9 protein-coding genes and 1 riboswitch are annotated in these 15,872 nt (G+C 71.2%); of the genes, 6 read left to right on the top strand and 3 right to left on the bottom strand.

Features of this window, described 5'->3' with window-relative positions; all coding sequences use genetic code 11:
* Positions 1-70: 70 nt before the first annotated feature.
* From NAG42_RS04670 to NAG42_RS04655, 4 genes are all read left to right on the top strand, one after another.
* A complete protein-coding gene (locus NAG42_RS04670) occupies positions 71-2,833 on the top strand; it encodes an alpha/beta fold hydrolase (protein WP_250028232.1) in 2,763 nt (920 codons plus the stop codon).
* Entirely contained in the window at positions 2,830-3,693 is an 864-nt protein-coding gene (locus NAG42_RS04665) for an ABC transporter permease (RefSeq protein ID WP_250028229.1), read from the top strand. The genes NAG42_RS04670 and NAG42_RS04665 overlap by 4 nt, the downstream gene beginning before the upstream one ends.
* Positions 3,694-3,774: 81 nt before the next feature.
* Positions 3,775-3,910: riboswitch (SAM riboswitch) on the top strand.
* A gap of 14 nt (positions 3,911-3,924) precedes the next feature.
* Positions 3,925-5,208 (top strand): threonine synthase, encoded by a 1,284-nt coding sequence (gene thrC, locus NAG42_RS04660; RefSeq protein WP_250028227.1) that lies wholly within the window; start codon positions 3,925-3,927, stop codon positions 5,206-5,208.
* A gap of 256 nt (positions 5,209-5,464) precedes the next feature.
* Entirely contained in the window at positions 5,465-6,442 is a 978-nt protein-coding gene (locus NAG42_RS04655) for a GNAT family N-acetyltransferase (RefSeq protein WP_250028224.1), read from the top strand.
* On the opposite strand, the gene NAG42_RS04650 is transcribed toward NAG42_RS04655, so the two are convergent.
* Both NAG42_RS04650 and NAG42_RS04645 read right to left on the bottom strand, forming a co-directional pair.
* The gene (locus tag NAG42_RS04650; RefSeq protein ID WP_250028221.1) at positions 6,381-6,878 is read right to left on the bottom strand and encodes a hypothetical protein; all 498 of its coding nucleotides are present in this window, start codon (positions 6,876-6,878) and stop codon (positions 6,381-6,383) included. The two genes, NAG42_RS04655 and NAG42_RS04650, sit on opposite strands and share 62 nt — an antisense overlap.
* A complete protein-coding gene (locus NAG42_RS04645; RefSeq protein ID WP_250028219.1) occupies positions 6,878-7,387 on the bottom strand; it encodes a GNAT family N-acetyltransferase in 510 nt (169 codons plus the stop codon). Before NAG42_RS04645 ends, NAG42_RS04650 begins: the two co-directional genes overlap by 1 nt.
* Positions 7,388-7,485: 98 nt before the next feature.
* On the opposite strand from NAG42_RS04645, the gene NAG42_RS04640 reads away from it, so the two are divergent.
* Together NAG42_RS04640 and groL are read left to right on the top strand one after the other, a co-directional pair.
* Positions 7,486-8,406 carry a hypothetical protein gene (locus tag NAG42_RS04640; RefSeq protein ID WP_250028216.1) on the top strand — a complete coding sequence of 307 codons (921 nt, stop codon included), beginning with the start codon at positions 7,486-7,488 and terminating at the stop codon, positions 8,404-8,406.
* Positions 8,407-8,698: 292 nt separating this feature from the next.
* Positions 8,699-10,321 carry a chaperonin GroEL gene (gene groL, locus NAG42_RS04635; protein WP_249999546.1) on the top strand — a complete coding sequence of 541 codons (1,623 nt, stop codon included), beginning with the start codon at positions 8,699-8,701 and terminating at the stop codon, positions 10,319-10,321.
* Positions 10,322-10,387: 66 nt separating this feature from the next.
* Here groL and NAG42_RS04630 read toward each other — a convergent pair whose 3' ends face one another.
* Positions 10,388-15,739, bottom strand: a complete 5,352-nt coding sequence (locus NAG42_RS04630; protein ID WP_250028212.1) for an Ig-like domain-containing protein — start codon at positions 15,737-15,739, stop codon at positions 10,388-10,390.
* Positions 15,740-15,872: the final 133 nt, after the last annotated feature.

Below are 15,872 nucleotides of genomic sequence, written 5' to 3'. Positions count from 1 at the left end.
CACGCTATCGCCCGATCGCCCCTGAGAGGTTTCACAGCATCGCCCAGTCGCGTGCGGCTAGCGTTCAGGCATGTCATGGACGAGCCGGCTCCGCCGTGCCCTGCCCCGGCCCACCCGCGGGCGCGTCGTCGCCGGTTCGGCCGTCCTCGTGCTCGTCGCCGGGCTGGTCGGCTGGGCCGTGTGGCCCGAGCGCACCGGGTGGACGTCGCAGGACGAGACGATCACCGTGGTCAGCGGGCCCGAGGGCAACGAGAACGTGCGGCTCGACGCGCGGCTCTATCTGCCCCGCGACCGGGACGGCCGGGTGCCCGCGGTCCTGCTGGCGCACGGCTTCGGCGGCACGAAGGAGTCGGTCAGCGACGACGCCGAGTCGCTGGCCGAGCAGGGTTACGCGGTGCTGGCCTACACCGCCGAGGGCTTCGGGCGCAGCGGCGGCCAGATCCACCTGAACAGTCCCGACCACGAGATCCGGGATGCGCAGGGCCTGCTCGACTGGCTCGCCGCCCGCCCCGAGATCCAGACCGACGCGGCCGGTGACCCGCGGGTGGGCGTGGTCGGCGGCTCCTACGGCGGGGCGCTGGCGCTGATGCTGGCCGGGCAGGACCCGCGGGTCGACGCGATCGTCCCGTCGATCACCTGGAACGACCTGACGAACGTCTTCCTGCCGCAGTCGGCCGACACGTCGGCCACCGGCGTCTTCAAGAAGGGCTGGGCCGGGGTCTTCTTCGGCAACGGCGGCGCCGTGCCGGCCACGGGGGCGGTCGCCCCGCCGACCGGGATGACCGTCGACCCGGCGTGCGGGCGGTTCGCGGCCGACGTCTGCGCGGCCTACCTCGATGTGGCCACCACCGGCGATCCCGAGCAGAAGACGCTCGATCTGCTGCGCCGGTCGAGCCCCGCGGCGACAGTCGGCCGGATCAAGGCGCCGACGTTGCTCATCCAGGGTGCGGTCGACACCCTCTTCCCGCTCAGTGAGGCCGACGCCAACGCGCGGTCGATCGCCGCGACCGGCACCCCGGTACGGGTCGCCTGGTTCACCGGTGGCCACGACGGGGGCGCCGGGCCGCAGAGCGATCAGGACAGGGTGAAGTTCCTGACCCTGCAGTGGCTCGACCACTACGTGAAGGGCGGGGGCGGCACGCCGTCCGACGACTTCACCTACTCGCGGGTGGCCGGTTTCAGCGCGCTCGACCGCGACCTCGTGACCAACGGGTATTCGATCGACGCGTACCCGGGCCTGACCGGGACCGGACGCACCGAGCTCGAGCTGCGTGGCCCGGCGCAGCCGATCGCCAACCCGCCCAACGGCAACCCCGGCGCGATCTCGTCGCTGCCCGGCACCGGCGGGCGGCTGAGCACGCTGCTGGCCGGCGTCGCGGCCGACATCCCGGGGCAGAACGCGAGCTTCGAGACCTCGCCGGTGAGTGCGGCCGTCGATGTGGTCGGTTCGCCGACCGTACGGTTGCGCGCGGCCTCGCCGACCGGCGAGGCCACCCTCTTCGTCAAGCTCTACGACGTCGACGAGTCGGGCGCCGAGACGCTGAGCGCCGGGCTGGTCGCCCCGGTGCGGCTCACCGACCTGCCACAGTCGATCGACGAGGCGCCCGAGCGCACGATCCGGCTGCCCGCGATCGTCCGCCGGATCGAGGCCGGCCACACCGTACGCGTCGTGGTGGCCACCACCGACCAGGCGTTCCTCTCCCCGGTGCAGCCGGCGACGTACTCGGTGCAGGTGGCTGCGGCGCTGGAGCTGCCGACCGCGGTGGGCAAGCCGATCGCCGACCCGCAGACCATCTGGCGGTACGTGCTGGCCGGTCTGCTCGCGGCGATCGTGGTGGGTCTGGCCGTGGTGCTGCTGGTGCGGCGCCGGCGGCTGCGGAGCCGGCACACCCCGACGCTCCCCGAATACGCCGAGACGCCGCTCGTGGTCCGCAACCTGCGCAAGGCGTACGGGGACGGGTTCGTCGCCGTCGAGGAGATCAGCTTCACGGTCGAGCGGGGCCAGGTGGTGGGTCTGCTCGGTCCGAACGGCGCCGGGAAGACCACGACCCTGCGGGTGCTGATGGGCCTGACCATGCCGACCGCGGGCGACGCCATGGTGTTCGGTCACCGGCTGGTGCCCGGCTCGCCGGTGCTGTCGCGGGTCGGCGCGCTGGTCGAGGGGCCCGGCTTCCTGCCCCACCTGACCGGGCTGGAGAACCTGCACGCGTACTGGAAGGCGACCGGACGACCGTGGGCCGACGCCCGTTTCGACGAGGCGCTGGAGATCGCCGGGCTGGGTGACTCGATCCACCGGCGGACGAAGAAGTACAGCCACGGCATGCGCCAGCGGCTGGCCATCGCCCAGGCCATGCTCGGCCTGCCCGAGCTGCTGGTGCTCGACGAGCCGACCGACGGCCTCGACCCGCCGCAGATCGCCGAGATGCGCCGGGTGCTCAAGCGCTACGCCACCGACGGCCGGGCGGTGCTGGTCTCCAGCCACCTGCTGGCCGAGGTGGAGCAGACCTGCACGCACGCGGTCGTGGTCAACAAGGGCCGGATCGTGGCGTCGGGCCCGGTCGAGGACATCGTCGGCGACTCCCCGTCGGTGCTGCTCGACGTGTCCGACGTGCCGGCCGCCGAGCGGGTGCTGGGCGAGCTGGGCGTGCGCTCGGTGCTGCCCGACGGGCCGTCCGGGCTGATCGTCGACATGAACGGCACACCCCGTTCCGAGGTGGTGGCGTCGCTGGTGCGCGCCGGGGTCGCGGTCGACCGGGTGGTGCCGCGGCGGCGGCTCGAGGACGCCTTCCTGGCGCTGGTGGGGGACAACTCGCGGGGGAGCGGAGACCGATGAGCGTGGACACTTCGGCCGGTGCGGCCGGCTATCGGCCGTCGCGGACCATGCCGCTGTGGGCCGAGGCACGCCGCCAGGCGTCCCGCCGGCGTACCCAGCTGGCGCTGGGCTTCATGGCCGTGCTGCCGCTGATCGTGCTGGCCGCGTTCGAGTTCGGCGGCGGCGAGGACGACGAGAGCGGCGGCGCCTTCGACAGCCTGGTCGGCCTGGCCACCTCGGGCGGGCTCAACTTCGCGCTGTTCTGCCTGGCCGTCTCGGCGGGCTTCCTGCTGGTCGTGGTGGTCGCGTTGTTCTGCGGCGACACGGTGGCCAGCGAGGCCAGCTGGGGCAGCCTGCGCTACCTGCTGGCCGTGCCGGTGCCGCGGGCCCGGCTGCTCGCGGCCAAGCTGATCGTCGCGCTGGCCTATTCGGCCGTGGCGCTGGTCGTGCTGGCCGGGGTCGCGCTGATCGCCGGCACCCTGCGGTACGGCTGGCACCCGCTGGGCAGCACGGTGGCGGCCGAGATCGCGCCCGGGCCGGGTCTGCTGCGCCTGCTCGCGATCGTCGGCTACCTGGCCGTCTCGATGCTGGTCGTGGCCGGGCTGGCGTTTCTGCTGGGGGTGCTGACCGACGCGCCGCTGGGTGCGGTGGGCGGCGCCGTGATGCTCTGGATCCTGTCGAGCATCCTCGACCAGATCACCGCGCTGGGAAACATCCGCTACCTGCTGCCGACCCACTTCAGCGACGCCTGGATGGGCTTGCTCTCCACCCCGGTGCAGGTGGACGGCCTGGTCAAGGGGGCGATCAGCGCGGTCGCCTACGCCACCCTGTGCTGGGGCATCGCGTTCTGGCGCTTCACCCGCAAGGACGTCACCTCGTAGCCGCGGGTCTTGCTCACACCTCGGGATGCCCGGCTTCCTTTCCGCGGATCTCGACGTAAGGTGTTGGAAACACAACTGAATACCTCATCCAGAGGGGCAGAGGGAACGGCCCTGTGAAGCCCCGGCAACCACCACGCATGTCTCGATGACGAGGCCGCTCGTGGCAGGTGCTAATTCCGTCCCCGGTCCGGCAGATCGCCGCGGGGAAAGATGAGAGGGAAGGCCTCTAGAATGACGTCTGCCGTCAGTGCACCCGCTGCTGTCTCCGACTCGCCCGCCACCGGGCTGGTCTGTCGCGCCTGCGGTGCGCAATACCCGCTGATCGCCCAGCACGCCTGTTACGAGTGTTTCGGCCCGCTCGAGGTGGCCTACGACCAGGCCGCCCTCGCGCGGGTCACCCGTGAGCAGATCGAGGCCGGCCCGCAGAACATCTGGCGCTACGCCGGTCTGCTCCCGGCCGGCCAGGACCCGGCCACCCGGGTCACCCTCGACCCCGGCCTGACCCCGCTGGTCAGCGCCCCGGCCCTGGCCGCGGCGATCGGACTGCGCGCGCCGCTGTGGGTCAAGGACGACTCGGCCAACCCGACCCACTCGTTCAAGGACCGGGTGGTCTCGGTCGCCCTCACCGCCGCCCGCGGTCTCGGCTTCACCCGGTTCGCCTGCGCCTCCACCGGCAACCTGGCCAACTCGGTGGCCGCCCACGCGGCCCGGGCCGGCGTCCCCAGCATCGTCTTCATCCCGGACGACCTCGAGCAGGGCAAGATCATCACGACCGCCGTGTACGGCGGCGACCTGGTCGCCATCGAGGGCTCCTACGACGACGTGAACCGGCTCTGCGGCGAGCTGGTCGAGACCGACGAGTTCGAGGACACCGCGTTCGTCAACGTGAACGTGCGGCCCTTCTACGCCGAGGGCTCCAAGACCCTGGGCTACGAGGTGGCCGAGCAGCTGGGCTGGCGCATCCCGGCCCAGGTGGTCATCCCGATGGCGTCCGGCGAGCTGCTGACCAAGGTCGACAAGGCGTTCTCGGAACTGGTCGAGGCCGGTCTGGTCGAGGCCCCCGAGGGCGGCTGGAGGGTGTTCGGCGCGCAGTCGGCCGGCTGCAACCCCATCGCGACCGCCCTGCACGCGGGCACCGACGAGATCACCCCGGTCAAGCCGACCGGCATCGCGAAGTCGCTGAACATCGGCGACCCGGCCGCCGGGGCGTATGCGATCGAGGCCGTCCGGCGCACCGGCGGCTGGATGGACTACGCCGACGACGAGGAGATCCGGGCCGGCATCCGGCTGCTCGCCGAGACCACCGGCGTCTTCGCCGAGACGGCCGGCGGCACCACCGTCGCGGTGCTCAAGAAGCTGGTCGAGAGCGGCAAGCTCGACCCGGAGAAGGAGACCGTCGTCTACAACACCGGCGAGGGACTCAAGACTCTGGACGCGGTGGCCGACCAGGTCGGGCCGACCCATCGGATCAAGCCCTCGCTGAAGGGCGCGCGCGAGGCGGGCCTGCTCGGGTGACGCTGGGTGATCGGCGTTCCGCCAGGAAGTGAGAATTCCATCGCGAGAGGACTTGCGCCGGGATCTCAGGATCGGCAGGATGCTCTCTGCGGGAGGGCGTGATGCCGTACGCGGCCCCTCACCTTCGAGCTTGGCGACAATCTCCGAGGGTGCCCAACGACCCAGTGCCGGAGGCGCTGTGTGTCCGTCCTCCCGACCAACTTCCGGCGATTAAATTCGCTCGCGTTCATGGCCGTCACCGAGCAGGGTGACGGCCATGCGCATTTCTACGGGTTCTTTGACCACACCCGAGATCGCCTATGGGATCGCCCGCGCCGCCGCGGTCCACGACTGTCCCGACATTCCGTTCCAGTCGGAGAAGAACTTTCTGGCGTTCTTCGACAATCCGCCACCGGACGTGACGACGGAGCACTTCCTGGGTCACCTCGACGGTGAACCTGTCGGCTACCTGAATCTGTCCTATCCCGAGCTCGACAATCTGAGCAATGTCGACGTCGACCTGCTCGTCCGGCCGGACCGCCGGCGGCAGGGAGTGGGCCGGGCGCTGCACGACCTGGCCGTCGAGCGCGCCCGGGCCCGCGGGCGCAAGCATCTGCTCTCGGCCACGGTCGACCGGCATCCGGACGGTGCTGCCTTCGCCGAGGCGATGGGGGCCAAGCTGGGTCTGGCCGAGACCCGCAGCCGGCTCGACGTCACCGCGCTCGACGAGGCGCGGCTGGCCGGGCTGCGGGCCGACGCCGAGAAGCGGGCCGAGGGATACCAGCTGCGGCGCTGGGTCGGTGTGGCGCCGGACGACATCATCGACGACCTGGCCTGTCTGGAGGCCCGGCTAAACGTCGACGCGCCCACCGGCGACCTCAACTGGGAGCCGGAGAAGGTGGACGCCGACCGCATGCGTCAGGGCGAGCTGGCCCGGCAGAAACGCGGGCGCCGCAGCTACCAGTCCGGCGCGCTGATCGACGGCCGGATGGTCGCCTTCACCTGGTTGGTCACCGACCTCGACCGACCGGTCCACGCCTGGCAGAACACGACGCTGGTCGCCCCCGGCCACCGCGGCCACCGGCTCGGCATGCTGGTCAAGCTGGACAACCTCGACCACATCCGGGAGCACCGGCCCCAGCTCGAGGCGATCGACACCTTCAACGCCACCGAGAACGCCTTCATGCTCAGCATCAATCTGGCGATGGGCTTCCGTCCCGTCGACGCCTGGATCGAGTGGCAGAAGGACCTCTGAGCGGCAGCCGGTTCAGCCACGGGCGCAGCGGGAGGTCGGTGGGGTATCCACCGGCCCTCAGCCCGGCGTTCCTCTCGAAGAAGTTGCGGACGCCCCACGAGCCCGTGGTCACGTAGGAGTAGCCGCAGGCGACCCAGTAGGCCGGCCAGAACAGCGGCCCGAGCACGGCGTACTGCCCCGCGTGGCGGTGCTCGTGGGCGAACAGCTCGGCCCGTTGCTCGTCGAGCAGCCACTGCGCGCTGCGCCGGGTCAGGATCACCGAGCCGACCGTGAAGCAGGACGCCGGCGGGACGGGCAGGCGGTATCCCTCGGCGATCAGCACGCCGTGGCGGCCCCGGCGGATGCGGGCCCGGGTGGCCAGGGCGAGCAGCAGCCCGGCCCCCGTGGTGCCGTTCAGGGCGGTCAGGACGCCCCTGGTGACGTGTCGCGCGGCCATCAGAGGCTCCGGCGCATCCGCAGCTCGGTGAGCGTCGGGATCACCGGGTGCGGCACGCGCTCGCCGGTGTCGGTGAACCCCAGCTTCTCGTACGCCCGGACGGCTCGATCGTTGCCCACGACCACCTCGAGCAGGGCCCGCTTGCGCCCCGCGGCCCGGGTCCACTCGTTGACCGCCTCGATCAGCTCGGCCAGCACCTTGCCGCCGCGGTGAGCCGGCGTGACATACACCGCGAAGATCACCGTCTCGCCCGGGAACTCGGGCGCCACCGTGCCGCCCGCGTGCCCGATCAGCCGGCCGCCGTGACCCGGGTCGGCCACAAAATTGGCGATGCTGTCACCGGCCGAGGCCTGGACGATCCGCTGCCGGTAGGCCTCGTGCGGCCGCGCGGCCGCGTCGGCCAGCGTCTCGAGGAAGGCCAGCGGGCTGTCGGCCAGCATCTCCAGCCGTAGCGCGCGCATGCGAGCCGCGTCGTCGGGCGTCACCCGGTGCACAGTCCAGCTCCCCATGCCGTCCTGACTACCCTGATCGTGGTCGTCCCGGCAAGCGGATTGGCGCGAATCGGACGGGGTGGCGGTCAGGGCCGCTGGTCAGGCAAGGTGTGCCGGTGGACCACGGCGAAGCGCGCATCTTCATGGTCGAGGCACCGGTGGTGGCCGCCGCCGATCCCTTCGACCCCGAGGGACGCACGGCCGACCTCACGCTGTCCCGGGGGTTCGTGCCGCCGGCCCCGTCGTGGACCGATCCGCTCGTCGCCGGGCCCGGCCAGACGGCGTGGACGCAGCGGTTCGGGGCGGTGCTGGCCCGCAACGGGCTCGCCCTGCTGCCGGTGATGGCGCTGGCCGCGCTGCCGATGCACTTCTTCGTCGGCCGGATCGACGAGGCCGTGGTGACCGCGCCCGCCCTCTCCGACCTGGCCAGCGGCCTGGGTCTGCTGCTGCTCCCGGTGATGTGGCTGGCCTATCTGGCCGTGTCGGCGCTGCCCCAGGTGCTCGCGCTGGCCGGGGTGGCCGGCATCGCGCTGCCCCGGGCGGCCGACCGGCTCCGGCCCCGGCCGGGCCGCGTCTGGTCGCTGGTCGCCCTGCGGCTGCGCTCGCTGTGGCTGTGGTTCGCCGCCTTCTCGGTGCTCACCGGCAGCCTGCCGCTGCTGCTCACCGAGGAGCAGTTCGGCCTGGCCGCGGCCGTCCCGCTCGCCCTCGTGCTGGGGGTCGTCTCGACCGGGGTGCTGACCTTCGGCGGCGTCCTGGGCTGTGTCGTGCTGATCGAACGCGGTCATGGGCGGCGCCGGGCGGTGCACCTGCTCTCGCTCGTCCGGCCGGTCGGCCTGATCGCCGCGGCGGCCGGGGTCACCGTGGTGCCCCGGGCGGCCGACGCCTGGCTCGGCGAGGCTGCCGCGACCGTGGCCGGCGTGGTGGCGGTTCAGCTGTGGGCGATCGCCGCCCTGGTCACGTACGCCCAGGCTCGGCGGGCCGAGAAACCGGTGACCAGCCGATCCCTGTTCGGCGAGCAGGCCGCCCCCGAGGAGTGAGGGTCCCCGTCGCGGGCCGTTTTCTTGCACTCGACCCCGGGGAGTGCTAAACAGGTCATTGGCACTCGGGTCTCCTGAGTGCCAAGCAGGTCGGGACGGTGGGGTTCCGGTCGCGGTGCCGCCATCGGCGCCGGGGCACGGGGCCGGTCGTCGCGGGCTATCCGGCTCGACCTGAGGACGTCACATCGCCAGGTGGTGACGTCCGCAGAGTTCCGCGCAGTGTTTGTTTACAACGTGCGGAGGGCGGGGCCACACGGCCCAGCACCTCGATTGTCCAGGAGGACACAGCCGTATGGCCAAGATCATCGCATTTGACGAGGAAGCTCGTCGCGGCCTCGAGAGCGGTATGAACCAGCTCGCCGACGCCGTCAAGGTGACGCTCGGCCCCAAGGGCCGCAACGTCGTGCTCGAGAAGAAGTGGGGCGCTCCCACCATCACCAACGATGGTGTGTCGATCGCCAAGGAGATCGAGCTCGAGGGCACCTTCGAGAAGATCGGCGCCGAGCTGGTCAAGGAGGTCGCCAAGAAGACCGACGACGTCGCCGGTGACGGCACGACGACGGCGACCGTCCTGGCTCAGGCGCTCGTCCGCGAGGGCCTGCGCAACGTCGCCGCCGGCGCCAACCCGATGGCCCTCAAGCGGGGCATCGAGGCTGCCGTGGCGAGCGTCTCCGAGGGCCTTCAGCAGCTCTCGAAGGACGTGGAGACCAAGGAGCAGATCGCCTCCACCGCCTCCATCTCCGCCGGTGACTCCACGGTCGGCGAGATCATCGCCGAGGCCATGGACAAGGTCGGCAAGGAAGGCGTCATCACCGTCGAGGAGAGCAACACCTTCGGTCTCGAGCTCGAGCTCACCGAGGGCATGCGCTTCGACAAGGGCTTCGTGTCGGCGTACTTCATGACCGACGCCGAGCGCATGGAGGCCGTCTTCGACGACCCCTACATCCTGATCGCGAACAGCAAGATCTCCGCGGTCAAGGACCTCCTCCCCGTGCTGGAGAAGGTCATGCAGGGCGGCAAGCCGCTGGTCATCATCGCCGAGGACGTCGAGGGCGAGGCCCTGGCCACCCTGGTCGTCAACAAGGTCCGCGGCACCTTCAAGTCGGTCGCCGTCAAGGCCCCCGGCTTCGGTGACCGTCGCAAGGCCATGCTCGAGGACATCGCCATCCTCACCGGTGGCGCGGTCATCAGTGAAGAGGTCGGCCTCAAGCTGGAGAACGCCGACCTGAGCCTGCTGGGCCAGGCCCGGAAGATCGTCATCACCAAGGACGAGACCACCGTCGTCGACGGTGCCGGCAACGCCGAGCAGATCCAGGGCCGGGTCAACCAGATCCGCGCCGAGATCGAGAAGTCGGACTCCGACTACGACCGTGAGAAGCTGCAGGAGCGCCTGGCCAAGCTGGCCGGCGGCGTCGCGGTCATCAAGGTCGGCGCGGCCACCGAGGTCGAGCTCAAGGAGCGCAAGCACCGCATCGAGGACGCCGTTCGCAACGCGAAGGCGGCCGTCGAGGAGGGCATCGTGCCCGGTGGTGGCGTCGCGCTGGTGCAGGCCGGCAAGTCGGCCTTCGACAAGCTGGACCTGGTGGGCGACGAGGCCACCGGAGCCAACATCGTCAAGGTCGCGCTCGACGCCCCGCTGCGTCAGATCGCCGTGAACGCCGGCCTCGAGGGCGGCGTCGTGGTGGAGAAGGTGCGCAACCTCGAAGCCGGTTGGGGCCTCAACGCCGCCACCGGTGAGTACGTCGACCTCCTGGCCGCGGGCATCATCGACCCGGCCAAGGTCACCCGTTCGGCGCTGCAGAACGCCGCGTCGATCGCCGCGCTGTTCCTCACCACCGAGGCCGTCGTGGCCGACAAGCCCGAGAAGAACCCGGCTCCGGCCGGTGCCCCGGGCGGCGGTGACATGGACTTCTAAGTCCATGCTCTAGTTCACAGGAAAGGGCGGGTCGCCTCGGCGACCCGCCCTTTTCGTCGGCCCGGATCAGCCGCGGTGGCGTCCGGGGCGGTGCCGACCGGGGCTGCCCAGCATCGGGACGCCGCCCGCCATCAGCAGGAACCCGCCGACCAGGACGGCGATGCCGCCCGCCACGACCACCGAGATCACGTTCAGGCCGGTCTTGGCGAGCTTGTCGTCGCCGGTGCCCGCCGCGACCTCGTTCACGGTGATGGTGACGATCGCGGTGGCGGTGCCGCCGTGGCCGTCGCTGACCGAATAGAGGAACGAGTCGACCCCGCCCGCGTAGGACTTGCTGGGTGCGTAGGTGACCGTGCCGTCGCTGTTGAGCACCGCCGTGCCGTGCCGCGGCTTACCGATCTTCACGATTGTCAGGGCGTCCGCGTCGGCGTCCATGTCGTTCTTGAGTGGAGCGATCACCACCGAGTCGCCGGCATCGACCGCGACGGCGTCGTTCTGGGCAGTGGGAGCCGTGTTCACTCCGACCACCTTGATCGTGATTGTGCCCTGGGCGACGTTGCCGTCCGCGTCGACCACCTCGTAGGTGAAGCTGTCGGTGCCGCTGAAGCCCTTCGCCGCCACGTAGGTGACCGTGCCGTCGGCGTTGAGCCTGGCCGTTCCGTGCTTCGGCCGGCTGATCGACCGCACTGTGACCGGCACACCGTGCTCGTCGGTGGTGGGCAGCGTGATCTTCACGGCCTTGTCCGGGTGGGCACTCAGCGACTTGTCCGGCACCACCGGCGGCGCCCCGACGGCGACCGTGACCGTGGTGGTGACGTGGTTGCCGTCGCCGTCGACAGCCGTGTAGCTGAACTTCGCCACGCCCGTGAAGTCGGCCGGCGGCGTGAACTTCACCTTGTCCCCGACGATCGTCGCGGTGCCGTGGTCGGGCGTGGTGACGCTGAGCAGCGCGAGGGTGCGGTCGGGGTCGAGGTCGTTGGCCAGCACCGGCACGGTGACCGGCTGCCGGTAGGGCGTGGTCCGCTGGTCGGCTACGGCGACCGCGGCACCCGAGCTGACCGTCACCGTGACCGTGGCCTGGGCCGTGCCGCCATGACCGTCACTCACCGTGTAGGTGAAGGTGTCGGTGCCGGCGAAGTCGGGCCGGGCCGTGTAGCGGATTCGGCCGGCCACGACGGACGCGGTGCCGTGGGCCGCAGTGCCCACCGAGGCCACCGTCAGCGTCTGGCCGCTGTTGGCGTCGGTGTCGTTGGCCAGCACGTCCACGTCGGCATATTTGCCCGCGAGCACCGCGGCCGCGTCGTCGGTGGCCACCGGGACGGCGTTGGCCACGGTCACGGTCACCGTGCCGGTGGCGGTGTTGCCGGCCCGGTCCCGCACCACATAGGTGAAACTGTCGGTGCCGCTGAAGCCGGGGACCGGGAGATAGCGGATCCGGCCGTCGACGACCGACGTCGTGCCGTGCTGCGGGGTGGCGACCGAGACCAGGGTCAGCGCGCCGCCCTCGGGGTCGGTGTCGTTGCCCGTGACGTCGACGTTGAGCACCGTGCCGGCCGCCGTCGCCGCGGTGTCGGTTGTCGCGATGGGCGCCGCGTCGATGACCACAGTCACCGTGCCGGTGTCGGTGGCCCCCAGGTCGTCGGTGACCACATAGGTGAACGTGTCGGTGCCGCCGGTGAGGGCGTTCGGGCGGTAGCTCACGGTGCCGTCCGCGTTCCGGGTCACGGTGCCCTTGGCCGGCGCGCCGAGCGAGGCGATGCTCAGCGACTGGCCGGTGTTCGGGTCGCGGTCGTTGGCCAGCACGTTCAGGGTCGTGGTCAGACCGGGCCGTACGGTGAACCGGTCGTCCACGGCGATCGGCGTGGCGTTGCGTACGGTGACCGTCACCAGCGCCGAGTCGGTGAGCCCGGGCACGTCCCGGATCGAGTAGGTGAACGTGTCGGTGCCGGTGAATCCGGCTCGCGGGGTGTAGGTGACGGTCCCGTCCGCGGCCAGTACGGCGGAGCCGCTGCCGGGCGCGGTGATCGCGGTGACCTGCAGGGCGTCACCGTTCAGGTCGTGGTCGTTGCCCAGTGGCGTGATCACGACGGCGGTGTCGGTGTCGGTGGTGACCGCGTCGTCGCGGGCCTCCGGAGCGGTGTTGACCACCCCGGCCGTCACTGTGGCGCCGGCCGTGCCGCCCCGGCCGTCGTCGACCGTGTAGTGGAACGAGTCGGTGCCGAGGTAGCCGGCCGCCGGGGTGTACGTGACCCTGCCGTTCGCCCCGACCGTGGCCGTGCCGTGGGCCGGCGCGACGTCGATGGTGACAGTCAGCGGGTCGTTGTTCGGGTCGCGGTCGTTGGCCAGCACGTCGATGGTCGCGGCGGTGCCGGCCGGGACGGTGACCGAGTCGGGCTGGGCGACCGGTACGCCGTTGGTGACCACCACGGTGACCTTCTTGGTGGCGGTGCCGCCACGGCCGTCACCGACCGTGAAGTCGAACGTGTCGGTACCCGACCAGCCGGTGTCCGGCGTGTAGGTCAGCGTCTCGTCGGCGTTGTGGACCAGGGTGCCGTGAGCCGGGCTGGTGAAGCCGCCGACCGTCAGCGGGTCGCCGTTCGGGTCGTTCGAGCCGCGGAGCACGTCGATGCGGACGGCGGTGTCACCGGCCGTGTGCACGGACTGGTCGGCCGCGGTGGGGACGGCGTTGCCCACGGTGACGACGACGGTCGCGGTGTCCGTGTCGGTGCCGTCGGTGACGACGTACGTGAAGGTGGCGTCCCCGGAGAACCCGGCCGGCGCCTGATAGACGATCCGGCCGCCGGCGATGGTCGCGGTGCCGTGGCCGGGCGAGCCGGCCGACGCGACCGTAAGGGTGTCGCCGTTGGCGTCGGTGTCGTTGCCGAGCACGTCGATCGTCACGCTCCCGCGGTAGGCCACGGTGGCCAGGTCGTCGGCGGCGTGCGGCTTGGCGTTGCCCACCACGACCGTGATCTGGCCGGTGGTGCGGGCGCCGAGGCTGTCCTGGACGACGTAACTGAACGCGGCGGTGCCGGTGAACCCGGCGGCCGGGGTGTAGGAGACGACGTCGCCGGTCAGCGTCGCGGTGCCCGCGCCGGCCTGCGGCTGGCTGATCGAGTCGACGTGGAGCGGGTTGTTGTTGGGGTCGGAGTCGTTGTCCAGCACCAGGATGTCGAGGCGGGTGCCCGACGGCGTGGAGCGGCTGTCGCTCACCGCCACCGGGGCGGCGTTGGCCGTGGTCACGGTGACCGTCGCGCTGTCGCCGGCGCCGTGGCCGTCGGCCACGAAGTACCCGAACGAGTCGGTGCCGGTCCAGCCCAGGTCGGGCGTGTAGGTGATGGTGCCGTCCGGCTCGACCACCGCGTGGCCGTGGGCCGGCGGGGTGCCCAGGGTGACGGCGAGGTCGCCGCGGGCGTCGTCGGGGTCGCTGTCGTTGGCCCGGACCTCGATCGGGACCGGGACGCCGTTGGTGGTGCTCGCCGTGTCGGCCCCGGCCTGCGGCGCCGCGTTGACCCGCAGCGTCGCCGAGGCGGTGTTGTCGGCCGGCACCGAGTCGGCACCGGTGCCCGAGACCTTCACCGTGGCCACCGGGCCGGCAGCCGCGTTCGAGCCGGCCGAGGCCAGGATGGTGAACGTGGCCTGGCTGCGGGCCAGCAGGGCGCCGGCCGAGCAGGTGACGACCGCGCCCGCGAGCGTGCAGCCCGACGGCAGCGGCCCGGTGGTGATGCCGGTCGGCAGCGTCAGCTGTGCCTGCGCGGCGGGCTCCAGGTCGGTGCCGTTGTTGGTCACCACGACGGTGTAGGTGATGCCCGTGGGCAACGTGACACGCTGGACGGCGGTGGGGGAGACGCTGACCGCGGCCGACAGGTCGGCCTGGGGCTGTTGCACGATCAGGCCGTTGCTCGCCGGCGTGCCGTTGATGGCCATGCCGGTGAACTTGGCCGTGTAGGCGGTGTTGGCCACGTTGATGATCGTGAAGCCGGCCGGGGTGTCCACGTCGACCCGGACCCGGAACGTGACGTGGGTGGTGTCGTTGTGGGCCAGCGAGCCGCCCGCCATGCCGTTGGGTGTGGAGCCGACGCCGAAGGTCGCGGTGCCGCCCGCGAACTGCGCGGTGTCGTCACCGGAGTCGTCGGTCCGCGCGGCGCCTTCGATCTTGAGCGTGCCGGGAACGTAGGTGGTGTGCGTCGGGATCGCGTTGCTGAGGACGGTGTTCAGGGCGACGTCGGTGCCGTTGTTCCTGACCGCGACCCGGTATTCGATCACGTCGCCCGGCAGCAGGTCGCCGCCGTCGACGTCGGCGCCGGTCACCGTCGGCACCAGGTCCGGCGCGAACAGGTCGGTGGTGAAAGTGACCACGCCCGGATAGAACGTCTCGCCGCCGGTGGTCAGCGTCAGCTGGGTGCCACGCACGCTGTTGCCCAGCTTGCCGGTCGCGTCGAACTGGTCGATGTCGACGCCCATCAGGTTCTTGTTGCCCGGCGAGCTCCCGCTGGTGATCAGCTTGCCGGCCTCGCTCACCGTGCTGTTGAAGAAGTTGTCCTCGGGGTTCACCGCGTCGGACATCTTCTGGTTGTCGACCTTGAGGTTGTCGCCGGTCAGGCCGAGGTCACCCTCGTAGACGACGGTGCCGACGGTGGTCTTCACGGTGCCGCTCTGCGGGGTCTCGAAGCCGGTGACCGGGATGACCACGCTGGTGTCGCTGCTGCTGACCACGCCGAAGCCGTCGTAGACGCGCAGGCTGTGCATGGGCTCGGCCGAGTTCTGATAGGCGATCGCGAGCGACCAGCCGGCGTACCGGTCCTTGCCGGTGCCGGCCTGGATGTCGGCCACGCCGTAGACGCCGTTGCCCGCGCCCGACACCAGCGCCGTCACGTCGGCGAAGCCCTGATAGGCCGAGTTGGTGGCGTTCGTGAAGACGGTCGAGCTGGTCACCGCCTGCCAGGCCGCGCCGGGCGTACGGAACTTGACCGTGCCCTTGCCGGCCGCGCTCCGGGCGACGGCGCCGTTCGCGCCGGCCGAGGTGTCGGCGCTCCAGTAGAGGCCGGCGAAGAGGACCTTGCTGCCGGCCGGGAGCCCGATGGTCGTCGTGCTGTCGTTGAAGGTCGACGCGTCGTTGTCCGCGTTCGCGTACTCCATGACGTAGTTGTTGTTGTTCAACGTGCCGGTGTTTCCGGTGGCCAGGCCGTTCTGACCGTCGGTGCAGCCGGTCGCGGCGACCGGGCACACCATGTTGGTGTTGCCGCGGAGCACGATCGAGCCGTTGACGTTGGCCTCGAAGCGGGAGCTGAAGGCGGTGGTGATGGCCGCGTCCGCCCGGTTGCCGAGCAAGGTGATCGTCGCAGTCAGCGCGACCGCGGTCACCACTACCAGGACCAATCCTCGATAGGCCTGGGACCGCAGAACGGCACGGTGCATGAAGATCCCCGTTGTCTCGGCGTCGCACCCGGACTCCAGCGGTCCAGAACTATCGACGCTAGGGACGGCTGAGTGCGGGACGGTTGCGGCAGCGAGCGACTTCGGGAGCGGTGCGAGCGCTAACGTGGGACAG

The sequence above is a fragment of the Paractinoplanes maris genome, from assembly GCF_023544465.1.
Taxonomy (GTDB): domain Bacteria; phylum Actinomycetota; class Actinomycetes; order Mycobacteriales; family Micromonosporaceae; genus Actinoplanes; species Actinoplanes maris.
Note: the sequence above shows the minus strand (reverse complement) of the source record. Positions and strands in the feature narration are given on the sequence as shown.

Bases quoted from the DNA above. Each gene is read 5' to 3' on its own strand.
- NAG42_RS04665 (WP_250028229.1), top strand. From the start codon at position 2,830: ATGAGCGTGGACACTTCGGCCGGTGCGGCCGGCTATCGGCCGTCGCGG.
- NAG42_RS04650 (WP_250028221.1), bottom strand. From the start codon at position 6,878: ATGGCCGCGCGACACGTCACCAGGGGCGTCCTGACCGCCCTGAACGGC.
- NAG42_RS04630 (WP_250028212.1), bottom strand. From the start codon at position 15,739: ATGCACCGTGCCGTTCTGCGGTCCCAGGCCTATCGAGGATTGGTCCTG.
- NAG42_RS04645 (WP_250028219.1), bottom strand. From the start codon at position 7,387: ATGGGGAGCTGGACTGTGCACCGGGTGACGCCCGACGACGCGGCTCGC.
- groL (WP_249999546.1), top strand. From the start codon at position 8,699: ATGGCCAAGATCATCGCATTTGACGAGGAAGCTCGTCGCGGCCTCGAG.
- NAG42_RS04655 (WP_250028224.1), top strand. From the start codon at position 5,465: ATGCGCATTTCTACGGGTTCTTTGACCACACCCGAGATCGCCTATGGG.
- NAG42_RS04670 (WP_250028232.1), top strand. From the start codon at position 71: ATGTCATGGACGAGCCGGCTCCGCCGTGCCCTGCCCCGGCCCACCCGC.
- thrC (WP_250028227.1), top strand. From the start codon at position 3,925: ATGACGTCTGCCGTCAGTGCACCCGCTGCTGTCTCCGACTCGCCCGCC.